This window comes from Tenacibaculum sp. UWU-22 (assembly GCF_041021355.1).
Taxonomy (GTDB): domain Bacteria; phylum Bacteroidota; class Bacteroidia; order Flavobacteriales; family Flavobacteriaceae; genus Polaribacter.
On sequence record NZ_JBFNGP010000001.1, the window covers coordinates 397822 to 421490 of the forward strand.

21 protein-coding genes are annotated in these 23669 nt (G+C 32.4%); 7 read left to right on the forward strand and 14 right to left on the reverse strand.

What is annotated here, in order from left to right:
• Positions 1-29: 29 nt before the first annotated feature.
• Positions 30-716: an RluA family pseudouridine synthase gene (locus tag AB2B44_RS01765; RefSeq protein ID WP_369047834.1), complete on the forward strand. Its 687-nt coding sequence runs from the start codon at positions 30-32 to the stop codon at positions 714-716.
• Positions 717-724: 8 nt separating this feature from the next.
• Here the strand turns inward: AB2B44_RS01765 and AB2B44_RS01770 are convergent, their stop codons facing one another.
• On the reverse strand, positions 725-3109 hold the full coding sequence (locus AB2B44_RS01770; RefSeq protein ID WP_369047835.1) for a penicillin acylase family protein: 2385 nt from the start codon (positions 3107-3109) through the stop codon (positions 725-727).
• 286 nt (positions 3110-3395) lie between these two features.
• Between AB2B44_RS01770 and AB2B44_RS01775 the strand changes: the two genes are divergently transcribed.
• Both AB2B44_RS01775 and galE read left to right on the forward strand, forming a co-directional pair.
• Complete coding sequence (locus AB2B44_RS01775; protein WP_369047836.1) at positions 3396-4523, forward strand: DegT/DnrJ/EryC1/StrS family aminotransferase; 1128 nt, start codon at positions 3396-3398, stop codon at positions 4521-4523.
• Positions 4524-4529: 6 nt separating this feature from the next.
• Positions 4530-5537, forward strand: a complete 1008-nt coding sequence (gene galE / locus AB2B44_RS01780) for a UDP-glucose 4-epimerase GalE (protein ID WP_369047837.1) — start codon at positions 4530-4532, stop codon at positions 5535-5537.
• A gap of 52 nt (positions 5538-5589) precedes the next feature.
• Here the strand turns inward: galE and AB2B44_RS01785 are convergent, their stop codons facing one another.
• The 8 genes from AB2B44_RS01785 to AB2B44_RS01820 all read right to left on the reverse strand — a co-directional run bounded on the left by AB2B44_RS01785 (position 5590) and on the right by AB2B44_RS01820 (position 16733).
• Positions 5590-6072, reverse strand: coding sequence for a hypothetical protein (locus AB2B44_RS01785; protein ID WP_369047838.1), 483 nt, complete (start codon positions 6070-6072; stop codon positions 5590-5592).
• A 321-nt stretch (positions 6073-6393) separates the two neighbouring features.
• The gene (gene fabD / locus AB2B44_RS01790) at positions 6394-7278 is read right to left on the reverse strand and encodes an ACP S-malonyltransferase (RefSeq protein WP_369047839.1); all 885 of its coding nucleotides are present in this window, start codon (positions 7276-7278) and stop codon (positions 6394-6396) included.
• Between the two features lie 104 nt (positions 7279-7382).
• The gene (locus AB2B44_RS01795) at positions 7383-8600 is read right to left on the reverse strand and encodes an exo-beta-N-acetylmuramidase NamZ domain-containing protein (RefSeq protein ID WP_369047840.1); all 1218 of its coding nucleotides are present in this window, start codon (positions 8598-8600) and stop codon (positions 7383-7385) included.
• A 105-nt stretch (positions 8601-8705) separates the two neighbouring features.
• Positions 8706-9530 carry an N-acetylmuramic acid 6-phosphate etherase gene (gene murQ / locus AB2B44_RS01800; RefSeq protein WP_369047841.1) on the reverse strand — a complete coding sequence of 275 codons (825 nt, stop codon included), beginning with the start codon at positions 9528-9530 and terminating at the stop codon, positions 8706-8708.
• Positions 9527-10978, reverse strand: coding sequence for a sodium:solute symporter (locus AB2B44_RS01805; RefSeq protein ID WP_369047842.1), 1452 nt, complete (start codon positions 10976-10978; stop codon positions 9527-9529). Before AB2B44_RS01805 ends, murQ begins: the two co-directional genes overlap by 4 nt.
• A gap of 82 nt (positions 10979-11060) precedes the next feature.
• Positions 11061-12245: an exo-beta-N-acetylmuramidase NamZ domain-containing protein gene (locus AB2B44_RS01810; protein WP_369047843.1), complete on the reverse strand. Its 1185-nt coding sequence runs from the start codon at positions 12243-12245 to the stop codon at positions 11061-11063.
• A gap of 107 nt (positions 12246-12352) precedes the next feature.
• Positions 12353-13705 (reverse strand): RagB/SusD family nutrient uptake outer membrane protein, encoded by a 1353-nt coding sequence (locus tag AB2B44_RS01815; protein ID WP_369047844.1) that lies wholly within the window; start codon positions 13703-13705, stop codon positions 12353-12355.
• A gap of 22 nt (positions 13706-13727) precedes the next feature.
• Positions 13728-16733: a SusC/RagA family TonB-linked outer membrane protein gene (locus tag AB2B44_RS01820; protein ID WP_369047845.1), complete on the reverse strand. Its 3006-nt coding sequence runs from the start codon at positions 16731-16733 to the stop codon at positions 13728-13730.
• Positions 16734-16913: 180 nt separating this feature from the next.
• On the opposite strand from AB2B44_RS01820, the gene AB2B44_RS01825 reads away from it, so the two are divergent.
• A complete protein-coding gene (locus tag AB2B44_RS01825) occupies positions 16914-17663 on the forward strand; it encodes a DeoR/GlpR family DNA-binding transcription regulator (protein ID WP_369047846.1) in 750 nt (249 codons plus the stop codon).
• 39 nt (positions 17664-17702) lie between these two features.
• Here the strand turns inward: AB2B44_RS01825 and AB2B44_RS01830 are convergent, their stop codons facing one another.
• Positions 17703-18938, reverse strand: a complete 1236-nt coding sequence (locus AB2B44_RS01830; RefSeq protein WP_369047847.1) for a glycosyltransferase family 4 protein — start codon at positions 18936-18938, stop codon at positions 17703-17705.
• Between the two features lie 11 nt (positions 18939-18949).
• Entirely contained in the window at positions 18950-19408 is a 459-nt protein-coding gene (locus AB2B44_RS01835) for a heme-binding domain-containing protein (RefSeq protein ID WP_369047848.1), read from the reverse strand.
• Between the two features lie 162 nt (positions 19409-19570).
• Here AB2B44_RS01835 and lpdA point away from each other — a divergent pair, with 162 nt between their 5' ends.
• Positions 19571-20971 carry a dihydrolipoyl dehydrogenase gene (gene lpdA / locus AB2B44_RS01840; protein ID WP_369047849.1) on the forward strand — a complete coding sequence of 467 codons (1401 nt, stop codon included), beginning with the start codon at positions 19571-19573 and terminating at the stop codon, positions 20969-20971.
• 6 nt (positions 20972-20977) lie between these two features.
• Here lpdA and AB2B44_RS01845 read toward each other — a convergent pair whose 3' ends face one another.
• The 3 genes from AB2B44_RS01845 to AB2B44_RS01855 are packed head-to-tail and all read right to left on the reverse strand — an operon-like array spanning position 20978 to position 22514.
• Complete coding sequence (locus AB2B44_RS01845; protein ID WP_369047850.1) at positions 20978-21526, reverse strand: 5-formyltetrahydrofolate cyclo-ligase; 549 nt, start codon at positions 21524-21526, stop codon at positions 20978-20980.
• Positions 21527-21895 carry an MmcQ/YjbR family DNA-binding protein gene (locus tag AB2B44_RS01850; protein ID WP_369048513.1) on the reverse strand — a complete coding sequence of 123 codons (369 nt, stop codon included), beginning with the start codon at positions 21893-21895 and terminating at the stop codon, positions 21527-21529.
• Between the two features lie 4 nt (positions 21896-21899).
• Positions 21900-22514 carry a DUF4230 domain-containing protein gene (locus AB2B44_RS01855; protein WP_369047851.1) on the reverse strand — a complete coding sequence of 205 codons (615 nt, stop codon included), beginning with the start codon at positions 22512-22514 and terminating at the stop codon, positions 21900-21902.
• Between the two features lie 182 nt (positions 22515-22696).
• Between AB2B44_RS01855 and rpsL the strand changes: the two genes are divergently transcribed.
• Both rpsL and rpsG read left to right on the forward strand, forming a co-directional pair.
• Positions 22697-23071, forward strand: coding sequence for a 30S ribosomal protein S12 (rpsL, locus tag AB2B44_RS01860; protein ID WP_369047852.1), 375 nt, complete (start codon positions 22697-22699; stop codon positions 23069-23071).
• A 120-nt stretch (positions 23072-23191) separates the two neighbouring features.
• The gene (gene rpsG / locus AB2B44_RS01865) at positions 23192-23668 is read left to right on the forward strand and encodes a 30S ribosomal protein S7 (RefSeq protein WP_369047853.1); all 477 of its coding nucleotides are present in this window, start codon (positions 23192-23194) and stop codon (positions 23666-23668) included.
• Position 23669 lies beyond the last annotated feature (1 nt).

Sequence of the window (23669 nt, forward strand, 5' to 3'; positions counted from 1 at the left end):
TGCATTAAAACATTAACTTTATTAATTAAATGCATTCCACCAAAAAAAATCTACAGGTTTTACACGAAGACAACCATATTATAGTTGTTAACAAACGTGCTGGCGACCTTACACAAGGCGACAAAACTGGCGACAAAACACTATCTGATGCAGTTAAAGAATACATTAAAGAAAAATACAACAAACCTAGCAATGTTTTTTTAGGCACCGTACATCGGTTAGACCGTCCTACTACTGGCATTGTTATTTATGCTCGCACCTCAAAAGCCTTGGAACGTTTAAATAAAATGCTACGCGATAAATCTATTAAAAAGACCTATTGGGCAATTGTACAAAACCAACCAGAAAAACCAACAGACACTTTAATCAACTACTTAAAAAAGAATCCTAAAAACAATAAATCTAGCGTATTTAATAAAGAAATCGAAGGTAGTAAAAAAGCTATTCTTGAATATAAAACACTTAAACAATTAAACCATTATTGGCTACTAGAAATTGATTTAAAAACTGGACGCCATCATCAAATTCGAGCGCAACTTTCTAATATTAATAGCATTATTAAAGGCGATTTAAAATATGGCGCCAAAAGAAGCAATAAAGACGGTAGTATTCATTTACATGCACGAAAAATAGAATTTACACACCCCGTAAGCAAACTACCTCTAAAAATAATTGCTCCTACACCAGATGACCCTATTTGGAATGCTTGCCTATAAACGTTGTATTATTTAGCTGGCAGAAAAATTAACTTATTTTTAGATTGTTCTATTTCTTGCCTGTTAAGTTTCATCTTTACAAAATCGCCCTTTAAATACTTTTGCACTTGATCTTTATAAAACGGACTAAATACATTGCCCGACTGACCTGTTGGCAAAATAGCATAACTATTTTCTACATCAGAAAAGTCAATAACCCTACGGGTTGACGGCCCTGCATTTACTTTATAATAACCTGTGCTATCTAATTTAAAAATTTGATTATTTATTACCTCATTACCTCCAACCGTTTCTAAAGGTCCTACATTGAAAATTTTACGTAACAATCCGCCTGCTTTACCAATAGCATGCTCGTATTCTACAGAGAGTACGCGATTCCACGTCCAATCATCAACATTCTCCCCTAATTGATTTTGCAAAAACTCAATTGCTTTTTTATAGGCAGCTGTACATATTTCTTCTTTTGTTTCTATTTTATCTTTAGTAGAAATATCATCCCACCAAACCGATTGTTCTCTTTTTACCTGCTCTTCTAAAACTTTATCTTGCAACTGCGTGTTAATAAATAAATTAAATGAACTTTTTAATTCATCTTTATACGTTGCTTTCAAAAATTCATATATAAATCGATTATAAATAGTAGGCGCAACACTAGTTTTTTCATACACTCCTTGCCAGTTCTGCAAAATAGAAAAAGCTTTTTTCGCTGAAGCAGAAAGAGTTTCTTTTTTAACACTACTCAATAAAGCCTTTACAATGTCTGGGGCTGTAGCCGAAGTAACATCATAAGTCATTTTAGCCACGTCTTTTGCCGTAAAATTGTTTTTAGACTGCAGCAGTTGTACTATTCTTTTAGCTCTATCTTCAGGTTGATAATACCCTGTATACAACTTGCCTTTTACCGAATCTGGTTGATTGTTAGCAGAATACACATAATGCCAATCTGGATTAATCGCCTTAGGGTTATATTTATAATCTAAAAACTCGAGTATTTCATCTTTACCCGATGCCCCATCTAAATACATTTTAGAAGACAAACTATCTCTAAGTCGATATAATTTAGCCGAACCAAACCAAGCAATATTATTTTTAACATCGCCGTACATCACATTTAATCCTGGTGCATGTATTTTTGAAGTTGCAATTTCAAATGCTAACAGCGAATGTGCATGCGACATTTCGTAAGACACATCTAATAAATGATTAGGTAATTGCGTGTAAATCCAATTCATAGCAATTGGTCGTTTATCTTTTACCTGCTCAATTAATCCATTTATTATTGGACCATGCTTACTTACTTTTACTTGGTATATAGTGTCTTTTGCCCCTTTTACTTTAATCTGTTTATTTATTAAAGTATAGATTTGATAACCCTCAGGAGTTTTGTACTCCATCGAATTTTTCGGATTGTTTTGCTCTACATAAAAATTTAAATCATCGTTCTGTAACATGGTTAAACCATAAGCGTAATTTGCATTATGACCTAAAAGAGGAAAAGGCATTAAAGCCAAATTAAATCCGTAAATTTCAAAATCAGGGGTCTTAATATGATTTTGATACCAAACCGAAGGCTGTGAAAAACCTATATGAGGGTCATTAGCAAAAATTACTTTTCCATTTTTTGTTTTTTGAGGAGCCAAAACCCATGAATTACTCCCTATAAAAGAAGAAACAGGTAATTTATCCATTATAGCACTCACTGCTTTAGAAAAATTAGCTTCAATTTCAGAATTTGAGTTTGTTTTATTAATGGTCAAATTTTTACTGAAAGTACTTAATAACTCATTAACATAAGGCGTTCCTAATTTTTCTTTTATTTCGGTTAATAACGGATCTGTTTTATGCGCAACAGCAAAGCTAAAAGCCATATAGCCAAAAACATTATAAATATCTTTTATGGTATATTTTTCTTTTTTTACTCCCACTAAATAAAACTCAAGCGGAGTTGCTCCTTTTTTTATAAATTGATTTACACCATCTAAATACGCGACTGTTAATTGATATGCTGGTGAGTTTTTATCTAAGGTGTTAATTGTTTTTTCGGCAGCTTCTTCAATTCCTAATCCTGAAAAAAACGCATCTACCCTTACAAGGTCTTTCCCGAAAATTTCCGACAAACGTCCCGCTGCAATTCTTCTAATTAATTCCATTTGCCACAACCTATCTTGCGCATGCACATACCCTAAAGCCGTATAAGCATCTTTTTGGTTCTGTGCATAAATATGAGGCACCCCCACCTCATCATAATACACCGTTACCTTGCTAGAAATATCGGCTAATTTTAACTCTCCGTTATAAATAGGATATAATGTTTTTACAAACAACCATGCTGCTATACTTAACAAAAGTAAAAGCACCAAAACAATTTTCACCCCTTTTTTTAACCACCTCATATAATTTGATTTTACCCAAATATACTAAGTTTTAGTATTGCTTCTACTGCCTGATTATAAAATTATTACATCCTATTTTAGTTTTTTTTAGCTTGTTAATAAATTACCAAAAAGTCAACTTAAACTAATTTCAAGCTCTAAAACCTTATTAAACGGGTAATAATTATACGAATTCACCATTAACAAACTACAAATACCACAACCGTAAAACTTATTTTAAAAAATTCTGCTCTATCAATCCAAAGATTGTTTGTATTTTTGATGCTCAAAAAATTTATTACGCCTAATGAAAAAAATTCAAATGGTTGACCTGCAAAGTCAATACCAAAAAATTAAAAATACGGTGGATTCTTCTATTCAAGAAGTGTTAAACTCTTCTGCATACATTAACGGACCTTATGTTCGTGAATTTCAGACAGATTTAGAAACGTATTTAAATGTTAAACACGTAATTCCGTGTGCTAATGGTACTGACGCCCTGCAAATTGCCATAATGGGATTAGGCTTAGAACAAGGTGACGAAGTAATTACTGCTGATTTTACCTTTGCCGCTACTGTAGAAGTAATTGCTCTACTAAAATTAACCCCTATATTAGTTGATGTTGAACCGGACACATTTAACATTGACATCGAAGCCTTAAAAAAAGCTATTACACCTAAAACAAAAGCAATTGTTCCTGTACATTTATTTGGACAATGTGCCAATATGGAAGCCATTTTAAAAATTGCTAAAGAACACAATTTATTTGTAATTGAAGATAATGCCCAAGCTATTGGCGCTAATTATACTTTTTCTGATGGAACAAAAAAGAAAGCAGGTACTATTGGAAATGTAGGTACAACTTCGTTTTTCCCTTCTAAAAATTTGGGGTGCTATGGTGATGGCGGCGCTATTTTTACTAATGACGATGCATTAGCCCACACACTTCGCGGAATGGTAAACCACGGCATGTACAAACGTTACCACCACGATGTAGTTGGGGTAAACTCTCGTTTAGATTCTATTCAGGCGGCTATATTAAAAGCTAAATTACCTTTATTAGATAGCTATTGTGATGCTCGTAGAAAAGCGGCTGAATATTATTCGGCGGCATTTGCAAATAATCCAAATATTATTACCCCTACTATTAGTAGTTTTACCACGCATGTTTTTCATCAATATACATTAAAAATTACTAATGGAAAACGTAATGCATTACATCAGCATTTGTTAAACAACAATATTCCAAACGCCATCTATTACCCTATTCCATTACATGCACAAAAAGCATATCAAGATAGCAGGTATAATGAAGCTGATTTTAGCATTACCAATGAATTAATTGACCAAGTAATTTCGTTACCTATGCATACAGAATTAGACGAAGAACAATTACAATTTATTACCAAAACAATTTTAGATTTTATAAACTAACTTGAAATGAAAAAAATATTAGTTACTGGAGGTTTAGGTTTCATCGGGTCTCATACCGTTGTAGAATTACAAAACGCAGGTTTTGAAGTAGTAATTATTGATAATTTATCAAACTCAAAAATTGAAGTTTTAAATCAAATTACCTCAATTACGGGCATACAACCTGATTTTTACCAATTAGATTTACGAATTAAAAATGATGTTAAAAATTTCTTTAACAATAACACTGTTGATGGTATTATCCATTTCGCTGCTTCTAAAGCGGTTGGTGAAAGCGTAGAAAAGCCCCTATTGTATTATGAAAATAACATAACTACACTAGTATATTTATTACAAGAAATGAAAGAACGAAAATTGGATAATTTTATTTTCAGTTCTTCATGTACTGTTTATGGGCAAGCAGATGAATTACCTATCACCGAAAACGCCCCCACTAAACCCGCCGAATCACCTTATGGAAACACCAAACAAATTGGTGAAGAAATTATAAAAGATAGCTGTAATGCTTACGAATTAAACGCTATTGCCTTACGTTATTTTAATCCAATTGGCGCACACGATAGTGTAAAAATTGGCGAATTACCAATTGGTGTTCCTCAAAATTTAATTCCATTTGTAACACAAACTGCTGCTGGAATTAGAGAACAACTTTCGGTTTTTGGAGACGATTATCCTACACCTGATGGCACTGCTGTTCGTGATTATATTCATGTTGTTGATTTAGCTAAAGCTCATATTGCCGCTTTACAAAGACTTATTAATAAAAACAACAAACAACATTTCGAATTTTTTAATGTTGGAACAGGAAAAGGAAGCTCTGTTTTAGAAGTAATTAAAGCTTTTGAAACGGTTACTGGCAAAAAACTAAACTACAAAATTGTAGATCGCCGTGCAGGAGATATTACCGCTGCATATGCCGACACTACTTTAGCCAACAAAGAACTTCATTGGAAAACAGAAAAAACACTTGAAGAAGCCTTACTTTCTGCATGGAAATGGCAAGAAAAACAATAAATAAAAGCCCTCTAAAAATATTTTTTAGAGGGCTTTTTTAACTACAAACCATTTATTGATCTCTTGTTACATCAATAGTTATACGCAAGGCATGTTGCATATTAGAACTATCATAATACGTGCCACTTATAGTTGCTTTTATTTGCTCGCCAACCAAACCAAAATCAGTTAAATTATACACCAAATTATTAGCAGGATTACCATCATCTATATCTAAACCAAATGCTTTTAAATAATTGCTTTCTGGTATTGGCACAGTACCAGAACTCGGCAATGTTTGAGCAGAAACAGGATTTGAAAATGAAAATAATTTGAAAATCATAAACGAATTGGATACATTATCAGTAGCTGTTAGTTTAAAATAACTCTGTACTCCTGTAGTTGCTGGTATATTGTAATATATAGCATCTATATTATTGTTAAAATAAACAATATTACTATCGATTTTCATTTCTATTTTTTCAGACATCACAATAGCATTGTTTTGACATGAACAAATAACTAAAAAAACCATAATACGTTTGAAAATTTTCATACAAATAATTTTAAATTAAACTCTTATTTTTTTTAATACGGTAACTTTTTAATTCTCATTTTTAATTTGTCTTTTAACAGACTCAATTCTTTTAGGCCTTCATTCTCTTTCTAGATAAAAGCTTTATATTTATTTCTTACAAAGATTCGTATAACCAGAAAATTTATCATAAGGTAAAACCCTTTTTTTAGAAGTGATTTTTCCTCTTTAATTCAACCTCCCTTTATTATTACTAAAAAATGTACTTTTTTTATTACTGTCATAAAACAAAAAAGACCGTCAAAAGACAGTCTCATTTATTTTTTACTTTAAAATTATAATTTACTCAAAACTTGCTCCACTAGCCGTAACATTTCTGTCAATTTTACGCATTAAGCCTTGTAGCACTTTTCCTGGACCTACCTCGATAAATTCTGTTCCCCCATCAGCAATCATCTGTTGGATAGATTGTGTCCATTTTACAGGAGCCGTTAATTGTGCAATTAAATTTTCTTTAATTTTTACTGGATCATTTACCGCTTTTGCTACTACATTTTGATAAATCGCACAAATAGGCTGATTAAAATTTGTTGCTTCAATTGCAGCCGCTAACTCTTCACGAGCAGGCTCCATTAAAGGAGAATGAAAAGCCCCTCCAACAGGTAAAACCAATGCTCTTTTAGCCCCTTTTTCAGTTAATAATTTACAGGCTTTTTCAACAGCTTTCACCTCACCAGAAATTACCAATTGCCCTGGGCAATTATAGTTTGCAGCAACAACAACTCCGTCAACTTCAGCACAAGTGTCTTCAACTACTTTATCTTCTAAGCCTAAAACAGCCGCCATAGTTGAAGGTGTTATTTCACAAGCTTTTTGCATAGCTAAAGCACGTTTAGAAACTAATTGCAACCCATCTTCAAAAGATAAAACTTGATTAGCCACCAATGCTGACAACTCACCTAAAGAATGTCCTGCAACCATTTCGGGTTTAAAATCATCACCCAACACTTTGGCTAAAATTACCGAATGTAAAAAAATTGCAGGCTGCGTTACTTTAGTTTGTTTGAGCTCTTCGGCTGTACCTTCAAACATCACATCAGTAATAGAGAAACCTAAAATCTTATTTGCTTTTTCAAAATGTTCTTGAGCTAACGGTGATTTTTCATATAAATCTAACCCCATACCCGTATATTGAGCCCCTTGACCTGGAAAAATATATGCTTTCATGTATTTTTTTCTGTTTATTTTTTGTTTGTTACTGCAAACATACAAATTTTTAAATCTTGTATCTTTATTTCTACAACAGCATAACAAAAAATAACGTACATCTATTACGGATACAAAAGGTATTTACTTCTAGTGTTTTTAAATTTTTCTAAATCGTTTTGCCAACCAGCCTTGATTTCTTTAACAGACATACCTTGAATTATTTGTTTTTGTAACGTTTCAGTCCCAGCTAACTTTGAAAAAAATGCATTAAAAAACACTTTTTTATCTGTTGTATGGTTATACGCCTCTATAAGCCAATTTAAATTAATATAGCCTAATTTTTGGGCAGCTCTTAAATCACGACCATAATTTATTTCACCTTTATTTTTTGGGTTTTTAGCTCCAAAATTAGGTTGTGGTATAAATTGAAAAGGAAAATATTTTTTTGACAAATAAGGTGACCCAAATATTTGAAATTGCATTTCAGTACCACGACCACAACTTACATTTGTTCCTTCAAAAAAACATAAGCTAGGATATAAATTAATTGAAGTGGCATTGGGTAAATTTGGCGAGGGTTTTATAGGTAAATTATACGTTGAAGCATGGGTGTAATTTTTTAACGGAACTACTGTAAGGTTACATTTTATCTTATTTTTTAACCACCCCTCACCGTTTATCATTTTAGCATATTCTCCTATTGTCATTCCATAAACAATCGGTACTGAATGCATTCCTACAAAACTTTTAAATTCTTTTTCTAATATGGGGCCATCAACATAATGTCCGTTCGGATTTGGACGATCTAAAACAACTACTGGAATATTTTGCTCTGCACAAGCCTCCATAACATAGTGTAAGGTCGAAATATAGGTGTAAAAACGCACTCCCACATCTTGTATGTCAAACAACATAACATCTATGTTTTGCAATTGTGCTTTGGCAGGTTTTCTATTTTTCCCATACAAAGAAATTACAGGCAGCCCAGTAGCTTTATCAACACCATCGCTAACATGCTCTCCTGCATCTGCAACTCCTCTAAAACCATGCTCTGGAGCAAATGCCTTAACGATATTTATTTTTAAAGACATTAAAGAGTCTACCAAATGAATAGGCTTATTATGTGCTTTAAAAATAACACTTGTTTGATTGGCTACAACCCCTACTTTTTTTCCTTTTAACAACGGTAAATAGTCATTAGTTATATTAGCTGCTTCTATAATTTTAACAACTGAAGAAGTATGCATTTCTGTTTTTTTATCAGATTGTTTTTCTTTATTTTTTTTAGCACTACAGCTTAATAAAACTAGCACAAACAAAAATGTTATCTGTTTTTTCATAATCTTAAAGTATTAATATTTTAAAATTTTAAACATTGCTTTTTTACACCAAATACTGTGTTACAAAGTTAACATCCATGAAAGCATGATTTTCAATTCAACTAATTATTCTGTACCGTTATTTTTATACACTTCTAAAATTTTTCTCACATTCTTATACTTCTGTAATAGTTCATTAGCTTTTTGCTCATTAATATCTAACTCATCCATAACCATACGAATTCCTCTAGAAACTAATTTTTTATTAGACAGTTGCATATCTACCATTTTGTTTCCTTTTACCCTACCTAACTTTATCATTACTGTAGTAGAAATCATATTTAATGCTAATTTTTGAGCTGTTCCTGCTTTCATTCTAGTGCTACCCGTAACAAATTCTGGACCTACAATTAGCTCTATAGGATAATCCACTTCTTTTGATAATGGTGAGTTTTTATTACAAGTAATACAGCCAGTTACTATATTATTTTCTTTTGCTTTTTTAACTCCTCCTATTACATAAGGCGTAGTACCAGAAGCTGCTAAACCTATTAAAACATCTTTGTCATTAATATTGTATTGTTGTAAATTTTTCCATGCCAGTGTTGTATCGTCTTCAGCATTTTCAACTGCTTTTCTTAAAGCTATATCACCCCCTGCAATTAAGCCTATTACCCAATTATCAGGAACCCCATAAGTTGGAGGACATTCTGAAGCATCTAACACGCCAAGTCTTCCACTTGTACCTGCACCAATGTAAAACAACCTACCACCTTTTTTCATTTTTTGATAAATCTCATCAATTAATTTCTCTAAATCAGGTATTACTTTTTCTATTACATAAGGAACCGTTTTATCTTCTGTATTAATATGGGTGAGTAACTCATTGGTACTCATTTTTTCTAAATCATTATAATCTGATGATTGTTCAGTTGTTAAATTATTTTTCATTTTCTATCTTTAAAAATAAGTAAGCACAAAATCGTTAAAAGTGCATTAACAAATATATTCATAAACCCAAAATCGAATTGAAACCAACGAATAAAATAATAGTTTAATAAATAGGTTACTATAGGCATTGCTACACAAATAATGGGTACTGCTGCATCTTTTATTTTTATTTTTGTGAAAATTCCTAGCATATACAATCCTAATAGAGGTCCATAAGTATATCCAGCTACTTTAAAAATAGTCGAAATTACATCGCCTTTACTACTAGAAAATAACATAATAATAGAAAAAACGACTACTGAAAAACCAAATAAAACAGCGTTTTTTAATTGCTTTTTTTGTTTTGAATTTTTGTGTTGTATATCTAAAAAATCGTGTGTAAACGAAGTGGTTAATGCTGTTAAAGCAGAGTCTGCACTAGAAAATGAAGCTGCCGTAATACCTAAAATAAAACTTATTGCTGCAACAATACCAAAGTAATTTAATGACAACATTGGAAATAAATTATCTGTATTAATAAATCTACCATTTTCTACTTGCAATGGTATATTAAATTCTTCAGCATACATATAGAGCATAACGCCTAATCCTAAAAATAAAAATTGAACCAATGCTAATACTAAACTAAAAGTTAACACATTACGTTGGGCTTCTTTTTTATTTTTACATGTTAGTGTTTTTTGCATCATGTTTTGATCTAAACCTACCATGGCTATAGCAATTAAAACCCCTGAAATGAATTGTTTAAAAAAGTTGCTACCAGAATTAAAATCCCAATTAAAAATTTTAAAATATTTATGATGGGTTATCGAAGTTATTGTTTCTGAAAAATTTAAATTTAGCGAACTCTTAACTACATAAATGGATACTATTACCGCCAATAACAAAAAAAACGTTTGTAAAGTATCTGTCCATACAATCGTTTTAATACCTGATTTATGGGTATAAAGCCATATTAATACCAAAATAATAATTACCGTTATAAAAAATGGAATACCAAAAGCATCAAAAACAGCATATTGCAAAATTTTTGCTGCTAACAAAAGCCTTAAAGAAGCTCCAAATGATTGCGATATTAAAAAAAACAGCGACCCTGTTTTATAGGTTTTTACTCCAAAACGAGATTTTAAATAGGTGTAAATTGAAACTAATTTTAAATCGTAGTAAATGGGTAAAAGCACATAAGTTATAAATACATACCCAACTATGTTTCCAAAAACAAATTGCAAATAATAGAAATAGTTGTTACTAACCATTCCTGGAATAGATACAAAAGTAACTCCCGACAATACTGCTCCAATCATTCCAAAAGCAACCACTTGCCAAGGTGATTTTCTATCGCCAGTATAAAAAGAGTTTTCACTTGTGTTTTTAGAAACAAAATGAGATATTAAAAGTAATATCGCAAAATAAGATGCTATTATTATTAAAACTAGTGTTGCATTCATTTAAATCAGCAAATTTACTTGTTAAACTTTAATTTATTTTTTTCAGCAGGTTAATTATTAATATCTGGTTAACTTAAAAAAACTAATATATTTTTATTTCTCTGAGCTGCAAATTATAATTCTTTAAATCTTCAAAAGAATCTAACACATCAAGAGCGTCATTATTTTCTACCCAAAACCTCAATTTATCTGTACCGTTAATAATATCTATAGGATGTTGAGTGTAATTGTATTCATAAGGCGGTTTTTTCCATTCAAAATCTTTTCCTAAATAATGGTAAAACTCACGCAATAATAATTGTCCTAATCGCCATGGTCTATACTCAGCTCTATTAGTGATATGCACCTGAACACCACCACACACTTTATTTGCTTGTTTTTGAAAAGTTGGAAGAAAAGTTACAGGCCTTAGAACAAACCCTTTTAGTTTTGATTTTTGCACAACTGATTTTAAATGATTTTCATAAAACGAAAAAGGCTCTATTTTAGAATGACCAACTATTTCTAACGACTGAGTTGTTCCTCTACCTTCACTCAACAAAGTACCCTCAAATAACACTGTTGCCGGAAAAGTTAATGTGCTTTCAGCACGAGGTAAATTTGGAGACGGTAATAACCAAGGTAATTTTGTATCACTAAAATACATATTTCGGCTCCAATGCTCCATCTTTATTACCCTATAATTAGCCTGTTCTTTTGCCCAAAATTTTTGATGCATTAAACCAACCTCTCCCATCGTCATTGCATGCCGAAAAGGCATTGGGTGTCGCCCAACAAACGACCTATATTTGAGGTCTAGAACATTTCCTTCTACATCAATTCCGTTTATAGGGTTGGGACGATCAAGCACGCAAACTTCAATTTCTTTATTACTACATTTCTCTAACATTAATGTAAGCGTGTATATATAGGTATAAATTCTACAACCCACATCTTGCAAATCAACAAATAAATGATCAATACCCTCCAACATTTCATCAGTTGGAATCCGAGTTTCAGAATACAAAGAATATACTGGAATTTTAAAATACGGATGAATACTATGATCTGTTTCAATCATATTATCTTGTACATCGGTAGCAAAACCATGTTGTGGCCCAAATAATTTTATAAATCGATTACCAAATATTTCTTTAAATTTAAGTGCCGCATGCGTAAATTTAGCATCCACAGAAGCATTATGACACAACAATGCCACATTTCCTTTAAATGATTTTTGGAGTGCTTTATCATTTACTAAAACATCTAACCCTGTTAGTACTTTCATAATTACAATATTATAAATTATAAAAGGTGTCTAAAAATACAAATTGCCTTATTCTTATTTTTTGCAACAACAACTTTTAGACACCTCTTTTATTTTTATTATTTTTTTTAAATAGATGGATCTGCAGGCGTATTAGGATTATTTTCTCTTTCTATTGATGGATAAGGATAATAGTTTCTATTTCGTTCATTTGTAGTATTTGCAGCAGAAGGTACGACAAAATTAGGATGAAATCGTTTACTATCTTCAAATCTTAAACCTGTTAAAAATAATTCTATACATCTATTTTTATAGATTTCTTCTAAAATATCTTCTTTGCTGGTTACATCTCCTGTCCACGCAGGAAGGTTAGCATTTACCCCAAGAGGATCATCATTTTTTTGTCTTACTTTGTTAATTTGAATTACTGCATTTACAAAATCATCTTGTCTGGCATAAGCTTCTGCTTTTATCAACATCATTTCTCCTGGAAGATAAATCGGAATAGATGTAGTACTTGTAGCAAAAAAACCTAACATTTCACTAAGTGCTTGTCCACCAGCATCAGCATTAGCATTACCAGCATCAGCGCCTAGGTAAAAATCAATACGTTGATCACCTGTTTCAGGCAGGTATGCACCTAATAATCCAAAGTTTTTTTGCGGATTTAAATCTGATGAATTTACAGTTCTATTCCAAATAGGGTTTTGGTTATTAGCATCGTACACCCACATAGAGTTAGTAGTATCAGTACTATTTAATACGGCATCAGCCGCCGTAACTGCTTCAGTATAGTTAGTTGCCATTAATTGATATCTAGCTAAAAATGCGTTAACTGTTTTTTCTAAACTAAAATCTGACCAAAGAACAGCAGATTTAAAATCATTAGATACAGGTGTAGCCGACAACATATCACGTGCATTTTCTAATAACTCTATACATTTTGCCAACACAGTAGCCTTATCACTAAATTGCGCTGCTCCATCAGCCGAATTATCAATAGGGGCTTGCTCAAACATTTCAATTAATGAACCCAAACACATCGCTTTAAATAAGTTGCCATACGCTACTAAACCACTTTTGGTTCCTGCAGACAATTCAATACCATTTGCTCCTTCTATTAGTGATTCTGCCATTCCTTTTGCTCGTAAAATATTTACCCAAGGATTTGTAATTCCTCCACTTTCTGCTGGTAATTCAGCCCCACCTTTAGCCAACTCATTAATATTTAAAAACGTATTAGTTACCCCTAACTCACGAGTAGTTATACCAGGTGCTTCTATTACTTGTCTTAAAGCATATACCGAATAGTATTGGCGAATCCCTGTAGCTAATGCATAAAGCCCTTCTTTTGTTCCTAATACAACATCTTCTGTTGGGTTATTTGGATTTTCAAAATCAGTTTCACAAGCGGTAAATAAGCCATTTGTAATAAATAAAACACTAGCAATTATTATATAATTTTTTATATTTTTCATCATGTAATATTTTTATGTTAAACATTTAAAAAGTAGCAGTGACACCAAATTTAATTACTCTTGGTATAGGCACTAATCCCATAACACCACCTCTAGCACCATTACTTTGCCCGTCCATATTTACTTCTGGGTCATAACCCGAGTAGTTATCAATCGACAATAAATTACGTCCTGACAATGTAAATTTTATTTTATCAACTCCTTTAAGAGGGCTTCTTAACAAATAACCTGCAGATACTTCACGAAGTTTAACATACGAACCGTCTTCAATATACGATTCAGCAATACCAAATTTAGCAGCCCCTGTTCCTCTAACAGCATCACCTCTCAATTCACTTGCAGTTTGCGGACCACCTCCAAAGCGATAAAACATTCTGGTATCCCAACTCAAAATATCTGAACCCTCAACAGCATCAAACTGTATTTTAAACGAAAAATTTTTATATTCAAATTCGTTTGTTAATGAAGCTATAAAATCAGGGTTAGGATCTCCAATAACCTTACTTAAGTTTGAACCCGTAGGCTGCCCCGAACTATCTCTTTGCGGCACAGGATTACCATTAGCATCATAAGTTCCTTTTTCTCTTTGTGGTAATCCCGCAGGGGTTAGCAACAAACTACCATCTGAATTTCTAGCATAAAAGCCTTGATAAAACACTCCTAACGGCTGTCCGTTTTTAGCAACTGAAAAACCAAAATTTCCAATACCAAATTGTTCTCCTTCAATATTATTTACTTCATTTTTGTTGGTAGAAAAAGTACCTACTATAGTCCATTTAAAATCGTTTTGTTGTATTGCAGCCGCATTAATTGTCGCCTCAAAACCTCTATTGGTCATTGTTCCTATATTTTCAACTCTTGAACCAAAGCCTGTTGAAGGTGACAAGGTTCTTGCTAATAATAAATCTTGAATATCTTGTTTATAATAGGTTAACTCTAAACCAACTCTGTTGTTAATTAACCCTATATCAACACCCAACTCTATCTCGGTTTGTCTTTCGGGTTTCAAATCTGCATTTCCTAGTCTAGTTGGCGCAATTAAACCCGAGTTTCCATCTATACTTGTAGCGGCATAATTAGACAATCTGTCAAACGGACCAATTGCTGTTAAATTTCCTGCTTGCCCCCAAGCAGCTCTAACTTTAAAACTATTAACCGCAGACCCAAAAGTTTTTTGCCAAAAGTTTTCTTCTGAAATAAGGTACGACATACTAGCCTTTGGATAAAACTGATTTCTTTCATTTTCTCCAAATACCGAAGCTCCATCTAATCGAATCGCCCCTGTTAAAAAAAGCTTATCGCTAAAACCAAAAGTTTGCTGTAAAAAACCACCCCAAAAAGCTCTTTTACTTCTACTTTCATCAGTTGAAATTGAAGCTGCACCATCAGTAGTTTTCACTCCTAACGCCAACCCAGAAGCCGAAATAGCCTGCAACATAGTAGTGTCAAATTGCCAAGTAAAACCTGTTGTTGTTGTTGATTTTATATTTTGATTTATAGCTGCATTATACGACGCATTTAAATCACTATTAAACAGTTTTGTACTAATAGTTTTAGTACTTGCTTTTCCTTGTGTTATTGTTGTAGTTCCTATAGGAATATAAGAAGTACCATTAGATTCTGAGTTATCATATCCTAAAACATAATTTACCTTTAAACCCTCTAAAGGATTTATCTTTAATTGTAAATCACTAATCGTTCTGTTATTTTTTTGACGGAAATCAAATGTATTAATGTACTCAAGAATATTAGGATAAAATGTCATTTTCGGATAGTTACCATCACTATCAGGATTAGGATCTATAGTGTTATTAGTAAATAAAATAGTTGGTAACACCCCCGCCTCATAACCTCCATTTGGCTGATCTTTACTATCACTCGTAGAAAAATACGCTCCAAATGAGGCTGACAACCAATTATTAATTTTTTGATTTAATCTAATTCTACCTCCTAACCTTTCGTAATTTGTACTTTTTAGTATTCCATTGTTTTTTAAATACGAAACTGAAGTAAAGTAATCAGATCCTTCTTTTCCTCCTGACATAGAAATATAACTATCTGTTCCTGTTGACTGTTGAAAAACCATATCTTGATAGTCATATCGCTTGGCTGGCACTTTATCTAACACCGTTACATCAGTTGACGCCCAATCATACGGTTCTTGGTTGAATGCGCGTTTTTTACGTAAACTATTAAAATTTGTACTCGTAGAAATCGTTATCACAGGCTCTCCTGATTGCCCTTTTTTTGTGAAAATCTGAACAACTCCATTACTAGCTCTAGACCCATATATTGCTGCCGCCGCTGCTCCTTTTATCACCTCTATTCTATCAATATCTTGAGGACTAATGTCTGACAAACGATTTTGTACAACACTTACCGAATTTAAAACATCCGTAGAATTGTTATTAACAATTACTCCATCTATTATATATAAAGGATCTGAACTACCATTAACCGTACTAGCACTTCTTAATCGAACACTAATACCTGCAGCAGGATCTCCAGAATTTTGAGACACTTGAATACCGGCTAACTTTCCAGAAAGACCTCCTGTAACATCTACCGATCCAGACTCTGCAACTTCTGAACCAGTAATACTTGCAATGGTATTTCCTAGTTGTTTTTTTGCCGTTAATGCTCCTGTTCCTGTAACCACAACTTCATCTAACCCTAAAATATCTGCAGTCATCTGAACATCATTCTTAACCTCTAACTGATTACCTAAAACCACACTAACCTCTTTATTTGCCAAACCAAGTGACCTAAAAACGAGAGTATAATTACCTGGTTTTAAACTAGCTTTTAACTCATAATTACCCTGAAAATCAGTTGCAACCCCAATTGAAGTGTTTTTTATTTGAACAGCTACACCAACAGCAGGTTCATGAAGATTGTCTAGAACATTACCTCGTAACACATAATTACTTTGCGCTTGAGAATGTAAACTTATTAACATGCTAAACAAACCAATAATAATTTTAAATTCTCTAGACCAAAGCCTACAGTGTATTTTATTATTTTTTTTCATACGTGTAAAATTTAAATTAGTAAAGGCTAATATATAAAAAATAAATGCAGAATTTTGCATTTTTTTTGCTGTTTTAATTTTTTTTCAATATTTTTATTTCAAGAACCCCATGTACACTATAACCATAAAACAAGCTTTAAGGTTTATTAAAAAGCAGTACCTTTGAGCAAATTTTTTTAGATGAAAAAAAAGGAAAGACAAAAAAAAATTATAGACGAAGTTAGCATCAACAGAAAAGTTAGTTCTAGCTACTTATCGAAAAAACTAGACGTATCTGAAGATACCATACGAAGAGACATTAAAGAGCTAGACAAACAAGGACTTTTAACCAAAGTACATGGTGGTGCAATTTCTACTATTCAGAAACTATACCACTACAACGAAGACATCATCTATTATAGAGAAGAAAAAATACAAATTGCTAAAAAAGCGATTTCGTTTATTAAAGAAGGAATGGTTATTATTATGAGTGGTGGTACAACTAACTTAATACTAGCCAAATTATTACCAAAAAATATTAAAATTACAGTTTATACTTATAGTCTACCAATTGCTATGCAATTAACTGAACACCCCTTGGTAGAAACTATTTTTATTGGCGGAAGAATTCATCGAAATTCTATGGTTACTACAGGCATCGACGTAGTTCAATTTTTATCAAACATAACCGCTAATTTATGTTTTATTGGGGTTAGTGGCTTTAGCTTAGAACAAGGAATAACCGACGAAGGCTATGAGGTTTCTTTAGTTAAAAAAGCCATGATAAACACCGCTGAACACACCATATATATGTCTACCGCTAACAAGTTAAATATTCGACTTAATTTTGAAGTTTGTAATTTAAAAGATATCGACTTAGCTATTACTAACTTAGAGCCTACCGACCCCCTACTAAAACCGTATGTAAAAGCAGGTGTACAGTTTAAGTAACATAAAAAGAAACACACATTCTACCTAATTATTATTAAACTATTTAGACACGCTATTTTTAGCCTCAATCCACTTACTCATATACTTAGTAGCCTGTAAAGTTTGATATTGTAGCAAACCTCCTAAAAAATTTTGAATACGGTGCTTCTCTATGCTTTTTTGAATCTCATCAACTCTACTCATAAAAGCAGGTATTAATTTTTCCCTATCATATAACTGATTAACAAGTTGCACGCCTTTTTGTTGAGCTTCTTTCCATATGGTTTTATAAGAATACAGCTCAACAGCCTTATTTGCAAATACAGTAAAATCATCTTCAACAAACCCATTCCAAGGTAAATTTTCACACATACCTTCTGCTCCTATAGAAGTTACAACACTAGGCGTACCACAAACCATTGCTTCGGTTAACTTACCTTTAATTCCCGCTCCAAAACGTATTGGTGCTAATACAACTCTAGCATTTTCAACCACTTCTAAAGCATCATTAACAAAACCTTTTATAATAAACCCTTCTTTAGAATTGTGTAATTGTTTTATCGATTGTGTAGCATACGCTCCGTAAACATAAAGTTTAACTTTAGGCAACTGCTTTTTAATTTGCTTCCAAATTAATTTTAATTGCAGAACAGCATCTACATTTGGCTTATGTAAAAAATTACCCACAAACACAAAATGTTGGCGTTCTTCAAATGGCTTCCAGCTTTCAATTACTTTTTTGTTGATTTTATCAAGTAAAAAAGGCATTTGATACAGCAAAGCACTGTCAATCTTAAAAACACTGTTTAACAATTGCATTTCATAAGTTGAGATAATTAAACTCATATCACAACGTAAAATAGCAGCTATTTCTCGCTTTGCCTCATTTGATTTTAGCAAAACTTTATTAGATAATGATTCTTGTTTTTTAAGTTGCTGGTGACGTATTTTACGTAAAAAATGGAGGTCTTCTGTATCTAAAATCCGTAAAGAGTTTGGGCAATTTTCAGCAACACGCCAACCAAATTGTTCTTCAGTTATAAAACGATCAAACAACACGATGTTAGGTTGCAACTCTTTAACAAAAGAGTCAAAAGAAGCCGAATTCAACTCAATTAACCTCTCCTGAATTTCTAACTCAATCAAGTTTAATGAGTTTTCGGTTTTTTGAGCTGTTGTTACAAAAGTAACAGTATAATTATACTGCTTAAAAACATCGATTAATTGCAACATTCGGTTACCAGCTCCAGTCGTTTTTTCTAACCAAACACAGCCAATAACTAATAACTTCTGCATTAATTTTCTGTCTAATTTTTGTAATTATTTTCCACACTTTTTGTCCAATCAACAATTTGCTGTACTTCTTGCTCAGTTAAGCGAGCATCTGTATGTATTAGTGTATATGAACTTAAAGGCATTTTTCTTTTTTCTACTTCTTCTCTAATTTTTTCTATTTTATGTGCTTTTCTTTTCGAAGAATAAGTAACCCAATCAGAAAAATTTAATTCTTCTTTTCCTTCGTTTACATGATTTGCTATAACAAAATTAACAGGCGTTATGTTATTATACCACGGATACCTCGTTTTATTGCTATGGCAATCAAAACAAGCTTTTTTTAAAATTGTATGCACTGCATCAGGAGCGTTTGTTTCTGTAATAAACGATTCAATTGAAGACATATCTCCTTCATTTTTTTTAGGATGAAAAAACTGCGCAATTATCAATACTAATATTAAAATCCCAGTAACTCTTTTAAAATTTTTCATATAAATAATTTAAGGTAAGTATTTTTTTAATGACACTAAAACAAAACTACTTTATTTGCACCATGCTTACAAATATACATCTTAGATTTAAAGATATGAAAATTAATTTTATCAACAAATAATTGTACTTTTGTGAGCGTTATTTATGAAAAAACAAAACTTATGAAATACGATTTAATCGTCATTGGTTCTGGTCCTGGAGGATATATTGCTGCTATTAGAGCTGCTCAATTAGGTTCTAAAGTTGCTATTATTGAAAAATATAAAACCTTAGGCGGAACTTGCTTAAATGTAGGATGCATCCCTTCTAAAGCTTTATTAGATTCATCACACCATTATTACGATGCTGTACATCATTTTGATGAACACGGAATTTCAGTTTCGAAACCTTCGTTTGACTTTAAAAAAATGATAGCCCGTAAAGCTAGCGTTGTAGAAGCAACTACAGGAGGCGTTAAATTTTTAATGGACAAAAACAAAATTGACGTATATGAAGGCTTAGGTTCTTTTGAAGATACTACTCATATAAAAATCACTAAAAGTAATAATACCTCTGAAATTATCGAAGGCACCAACATTATTATTGCTACAGGCTCTAAACCTTCAAGTTTACCTTTTATTAAAATCGACAAAGAGCGCGTTATAACTTCAACCGAGGCTTTAAAACTTTCTGAAGTACCCAAACATTTACTAGTAATTGGCGGTGGTGTTATTGGTTTAGAATTAGGTTCTGTTTACAAGCGTTTAGGCGCAGAGGTAACCGTTATTGAATATGCTCCAACAATTACACCTACTATGGATAAAGATGTTTCTAAAGAACTAACAAAAGTTTTAAAGAAACAAGGCATGAAAATTAATACAAGCCACGGTGTTACCTCTGTTGAAAGAATTGAAAACGAAGTAATTGTAAAAGCTAACAATAAAAAAGGTGAAGAAGTTGTTTTTACAGGAGACTACTGTTTAGTTGCTGTAGGTCGACACCCATACACCGAAGGACTAGCTTTAGAAAAAGCAGGCGTAAAAGTTACTGAAAGAGGTATGGTAGAAGTAAACAACCATTTACAAACCAATATTACTAACATTTATGCAATTGGCGATGTGGTTAGAGGAGCTATGTTAGCTCATAAAGCTGAAGAAGAAGGTGTTGTGGTTGCCGAATATTTAGCAGGACAAAAACCACATATTGATTATAATTTAATTCCTGGTATTATTTATACTTGGCCAGAGGTTGCTGCTGTTGGAAAAACAGAAGACGAATTAAAAGACACTAAAATAGATTATAAAGTTGGTAAATTTTCAATGCGTGCATTAGGACGTTCGCGTGCCAGTGGCGATTTAGACGGTTTTGTAAAAATATTAGCCGATAAAAATACCGATGAAATACTCGGAGTTCACATGGTTGGCGCACGTGTTGCTGACTTAATTATGGAAACTGCCGTAGCTATGGAGTATAGAGCTTCTGCTGAAGATTTAGCTCGAATCTGTCACGGACACCCCACCTATTCTGAAGCCGTAAAAGAAGCTGCAAAATCAGCTTGGGACGGAAAACCTTTAAATGCTTAACATGTTTTACTTTGGATAAAGCACTTTATCTAAAGCAACATCATACTGATGAATACCATCAATTTTTACAATAGGCTTAAAAAAATTTAAGCCTATTTTTTTTACATCATCTCTACACGCACTTAAAAATCGATCGTAAAAACCTTTTCCATACCCTACTCGATACTTTTCTTTGTCAGAAATCAGTAACGGAACAAAAACTAAATCAATCTCTTTTTCATCAACCTGAGGAGTATTTATAGGTTCTGGAACCCCAAATTTATTTAATTGTAATTGCGTATTTCGATCAAATAAAAAATGCGACAAAGTATCCGTATCAAAATTACACCTACTAGTAACAATATTTATATTTTGTTGTAATAAAAAATCAATTATTGGATTTGTATCTACCTCTTTATACTTTTTCATAGATAAAAAAATATGCACCGTCTTAATTGCAGAAAAATCGAGCTCAAAAACCTGTTTGTAAATTTGTTCTTGAAAAACTTCAATTTCTACGTCAGACAATTCTTTTCGTTTTTGCTTATACAGCTCTCTAAGTATTTCTTTATTCATTTAAAGTTTTTTAAAAGCTTCTTTGTCTTTTTGAGTTAACCCGCTTACCACTAAATCGTATGAATGATCTATTAATTCAAATGCGAAAGCATCATTTATGTCATTTGAATTTAAAACAATCGTATTCCAATGCTTCTTATTCATATGGTATCCTGGTTTTATACTTTGATAGTTTTCTCGTAGTTCTATTGCCCAATCTGGATTACACTTTAAATTTACCGTTGTTTCTCCTTGCTCCCATTTTTCTAACCCAACCAATACAAACATTTTTCCCATAACTTTAAAAACTAAAGTAACCTGATCAAACGGAAAATGCTCTGTAACACCTTTCTTTTGAATGCAATACTCTCTAAGTTCATCAATATGCATACCGTTATTTTTCCAGTAATTTATTCGACGCATCAGGTAACTCTAAAGCCGAATAGTCAAGTGTCCAACCAATAGTTTCTACCAAATTCTGCATTAAAACTATTGCCTCAACAGCTTCTTTACGGGCAGTTTGCATTAAATTACTATCTGGTATTTTTTGCAAAATATACTCTTTTGCCTCTTTATTTAATGCTGTTAGGTCGGCAGAATCAAATTTATTTAACAACCCATTTTGTAAATCATAAAAACGCAAATCAGGTTCAAGCGAAAGCACTTCGGGCTGAGGAAACTCTGACAAAATAATTTTCTTTTTTTTACTATCTGCCTCCATTTTTATCTTTCTGAAATCAAACCCTATATGAGCTTTTGCATTAATTAAAATAAGAGCTTTCTTTTTACTAGTAAACATCCCCAACCACTTTTCTTGCTTGTTTTCATGATGATAGATTTCTGAAAATTCGCCTTGAACAGTAATTAATTTAGACACCTTTTTTACCTTATCCAATAATATTACCGACTGCTTTTCGGTTAAACTTCGCTTAGACTTAACTGAAAAACGAAGTAAAATAAAATACGAAACAATCGAACCGATGATAAGACCTACAAAAAATAATTCCATAAATACGAAGTTACAAATTATCTTAAATATAAGGTGCCTGTAACATATATTTTATAACTATTTTGAACTCAAATTAAAAATAAGTCACTGATATTTGAATAATTAGAAAATAGTCGTACATTTGCGCACTCTTAAATAAAGAGTAAAATTTTAGTACAAACGAAAAATAGCAACAATTTAGTATGCCAACTATTCAACAATTAGTTCGTAAAGGAAGAACCAAAATAACTAAGAAGAGTAAATCGGCTGCTTTAACTAGTTGTCCACAAAGACGAGGCGTTTGTACGCGTGTGTATACCACTACACCAAAAAAACCTAATTCAGCAATGCGTAAAGTTGCGCGTGTTAGGTTAACTAATGGTAACGAAATAAACGCGTACATCCCTGGTGAAGGCCACAACTTACAAGAGCACTCGATAGTATTAGTTAGAGGTGGAAGGGTAAAAGACTTACCAGGTGTAAAGTACCATGTAGTACGTGGAGCTTTAGATACTGCAGGAGTTGAAGGAAGAACGCAACGTAGATCAAAATACGGTGCTAAACGCCCTAAAAAGTAACAAGGAGTTAAGAGTTACTAGTTAACTAATAAAGTTAAGAATTGTAAAAACAATAAATTAACCAACAGTAACTATTAACGAATAACTAAATTAATTTATTAACTTTTTTAATGTAGAAACATGAGAAAAAGGAGAGCGAAAAAAAGAGAACTTTTACCAGATCCAAGGTTTAATGACCAATTGGTAACACGTTTTGTAAACAACTTAATGTGGGACGGTAAAAAGTCAGTAGCGTTCAAAGTGTTTTACGATGCAATGGATATTGTAGAACAAAAGAAAACAGACGAAGAAAAATCGTCTTTAGAAATTTGGAAAGATGGTTTATCTAATGTTATGCCACACGTAGAGGTACGTTCTCGTCGTGTTGGTGGAGCAACATTCCAAATCCCTATGCAAATTCGCCCAGATAGAAAAATATCTATGGCAATTAAATGGATGATTTCTTATGCGCGTAAGCGTAATGAAAAAACAATGGCACAACGTTTAGCTGCAGAAGTATTAGCTGCCTCTAAAGAAGAAGGAGCCGCTGTTAAGAAAAAAGTAGACACTCACAAAATGGCAGAAGCTAATAAAGCATTCTCGCACTTTAGATTTTAAT

Coding starts and splice junctions, on each gene's coding strand:
- AB2B44_RS01765 (WP_369047834.1), top strand. CDS start 30: ATGCATTCCACCAAAAAAAATCTACAGGTTTTACACGAAGACAACCAT.
- AB2B44_RS01770 (WP_369047835.1), bottom strand. CDS start 3,109: ATGAGGTGGTTAAAAAAAGGGGTGAAAATTGTTTTGGTGCTTTTACTT.
- AB2B44_RS01775 (WP_369047836.1), top strand. CDS start 3,396: ATGAAAAAAATTCAAATGGTTGACCTGCAAAGTCAATACCAAAAAATT.
- galE (WP_369047837.1), top strand. CDS start 4,530: ATGAAAAAAATATTAGTTACTGGAGGTTTAGGTTTCATCGGGTCTCAT.
- AB2B44_RS01785 (WP_369047838.1), bottom strand. CDS start 6,072: ATGAAAATTTTCAAACGTATTATGGTTTTTTTAGTTATTTGTTCATGT.
- fabD (WP_369047839.1), bottom strand. CDS start 7,278: ATGAAAGCATATATTTTTCCAGGTCAAGGGGCTCAATATACGGGTATG.
- AB2B44_RS01795 (WP_369047840.1), bottom strand. CDS start 8,600: ATGAAAAAACAGATAACATTTTTGTTTGTGCTAGTTTTATTAAGCTGT.
- murQ (WP_369047841.1), bottom strand. CDS start 9,530: ATGAAAAATAATTTAACAACTGAACAATCATCAGATTATAATGATTTA.
- AB2B44_RS01805 (WP_369047842.1), bottom strand. CDS start 10,978: ATGAATGCAACACTAGTTTTAATAATAATAGCATCTTATTTTGCGATA.
- AB2B44_RS01810 (WP_369047843.1), bottom strand. CDS start 12,245: ATGAAAGTACTAACAGGGTTAGATGTTTTAGTAAATGATAAAGCACTC.
- AB2B44_RS01815 (WP_369047844.1), bottom strand. CDS start 13,705: ATGATGAAAAATATAAAAAATTATATAATAATTGCTAGTGTTTTATTT.
- AB2B44_RS01820 (WP_369047845.1), bottom strand. CDS start 16,733: ATGAAAAAAAATAATAAAATACACTGTAGGCTTTGGTCTAGAGAATTT.
- AB2B44_RS01825 (WP_369047846.1), top strand. CDS start 16,914: ATGAAAAAAAAGGAAAGACAAAAAAAAATTATAGACGAAGTTAGCATC.
- AB2B44_RS01830 (WP_369047847.1), bottom strand. CDS start 18,938: ATGCAGAAGTTATTAGTTATTGGCTGTGTTTGGTTAGAAAAAACGACT.
- AB2B44_RS01835 (WP_369047848.1), bottom strand. CDS start 19,408: ATGAAAAATTTTAAAAGAGTTACTGGGATTTTAATATTAGTATTGATA.
- lpdA (WP_369047849.1), top strand. CDS start 19,571: ATGAAATACGATTTAATCGTCATTGGTTCTGGTCCTGGAGGATATATT.
- AB2B44_RS01845 (WP_369047850.1), bottom strand. CDS start 21,526: ATGAATAAAGAAATACTTAGAGAGCTGTATAAGCAAAAACGAAAAGAA.
- AB2B44_RS01850 (WP_369048513.1), bottom strand. CDS start 21,895: ATGCATATTGATGAACTTAGAGAGTATTGCATTCAAAAGAAAGGTGTT.
- AB2B44_RS01855 (WP_369047851.1), bottom strand. CDS start 22,514: ATGGAATTATTTTTTGTAGGTCTTATCATCGGTTCGATTGTTTCGTAT.
- rpsL (WP_369047852.1), top strand. CDS start 22,697: ATGCCAACTATTCAACAATTAGTTCGTAAAGGAAGAACCAAAATAACT.
- rpsG (WP_369047853.1), top strand. CDS start 23,192: ATGAGAAAAAGGAGAGCGAAAAAAAGAGAACTTTTACCAGATCCAAGG.